Origin of the sequence: Variovorax glucosi (assembly GCF_051216695.1) — a bacterium.
In the GTDB taxonomy this organism is placed as follows: domain Bacteria; phylum Pseudomonadota; class Gammaproteobacteria; order Burkholderiales; family Burkholderiaceae_C; genus Variovorax.
This window is the reverse complement of sequence record NZ_JBPJZE010000040.1, coordinates 514-1733: the sequence shown is the minus strand read 5'-3', so window position 1 is coordinate 1733 and position 1220 is coordinate 514. Positions and strand designations below refer to the sequence as shown.

Genomic DNA, 1220 nt, shown 5'->3' with positions numbered 1-1220 from the left:
TGGTTAGACGGCTGGGGTGTTTCCGCACCCTGGCCGTCGCCTTTTGTGCCTCACGTTTGCATCGATGCGCGGGTGCGTCGATGGCCCGCCGTGAGGCGATGCGGTTTGCTTATGTGGCTTGCTGTTGGTGCTGTCTTCCTTGCCCGCATAGCGGGGTGTTTGGTTGCGAGGGCATTTACTTTAGAGAAGAGCGGCGCGGTGCGGAAAAGCAAATGCGCTAGGAAGTCTCGATTTGCGGGAATAACTTTTCTTCAGCCCACAATGGCAGCTTGAGTACAACGAAGTCGTGGCGTCGGGCTTCTTTTCCACTGAACGAGCAAGGGAGCTTCTATGGATTTCGAATCGCTGCTGGGGCGGCAGCTGAAGGATGACGAGGTTGTCGAAGTGTTGGAGGTGCAGGACATGCAAGTCGTCTACGACTTCGACCGGACACACGAGAATCTTGAGGATGTTTATTGGGCTGCAGCACAAGCGTCCGGTTTTCAGTTCCGCTTCGACCAAGACCAGAAGCTGGACGTTGTGTTTCTCTATATCGCGGCCAGCGAGGGTTTCAGGCCTATCGCGCGTGACGAAGTGGGCATCCCCTTGTATGAGAGCTTCGATGAGGCGAAGCAGGGCTTCATGCGGGAGGGAATTTCTTTCAGAGAAAGCTCTGGGGAGAAATGGTGGATCAAAGGCGATTTTGGGTCCAACACACGGCACTACGAGTTTCAGGACGACGCGCTGTTTCGTGTCACGCTGAGCATGAAAGCGGCATAGGCTGTGCCGACGGCAATGTCTCGATTGGCGTCCGTCAGGGCGCGCATCGCAACTACCGTTTCCGGCCACAAGCCGGTATCGATGTCGATTGCTTCACTAACTTTCTTCGTATCTATCCGATCGGTGTCCGTCTACTGTCCGCGCCACCATTCTTCAAATAGACGTGACTTCGCTAGAGCGACAGGATGCCCAGGCAAGCCAGATTCATACTTTGTTATGAACGCAGGCAAGAACTCTCGCAGCCTCTCCTGGCCATTCACCGCACCAGACTAGTACTTCAGTCAGCTCGATCACGCATCGCTTTTGCGCAAAACCAACCGCCAGGACTGCATGTCGGCCCGAGCCCGTAACAACGCTTGAAATTGTCATCGGTTCGGGCCCACACTCCGAACGCCTGTCACTCTGGATAGATCGCGATGTCCTTTTCGTTCGGTGCCGTTGTCGTCACTTATTTCCCCACC

1 protein-coding gene is annotated in these 1220 nt (G+C 55.2%); it reads left to right on the top strand.

Going from position 1 to position 1220, the window contains the following annotated elements:
* Positions 1–330 precede the first annotated feature (330 nt).
* Entirely contained in the window at positions 331–759 is a 429-nt protein-coding gene (locus ACSFA3_RS22600; protein ID WP_435467879.1) for a hypothetical protein, read from the top strand.
* Positions 760–1220 lie beyond the last annotated feature (461 nt).

Excerpts from the sequence above, each read along its gene's own strand:
- ACSFA3_RS22600 (WP_435467879.1), top strand. The coding sequence starts at position 331 with ATGGATTTCGAATCGCTGCTGGGGCGGCAGCTGAAGGATGACGAGGTT.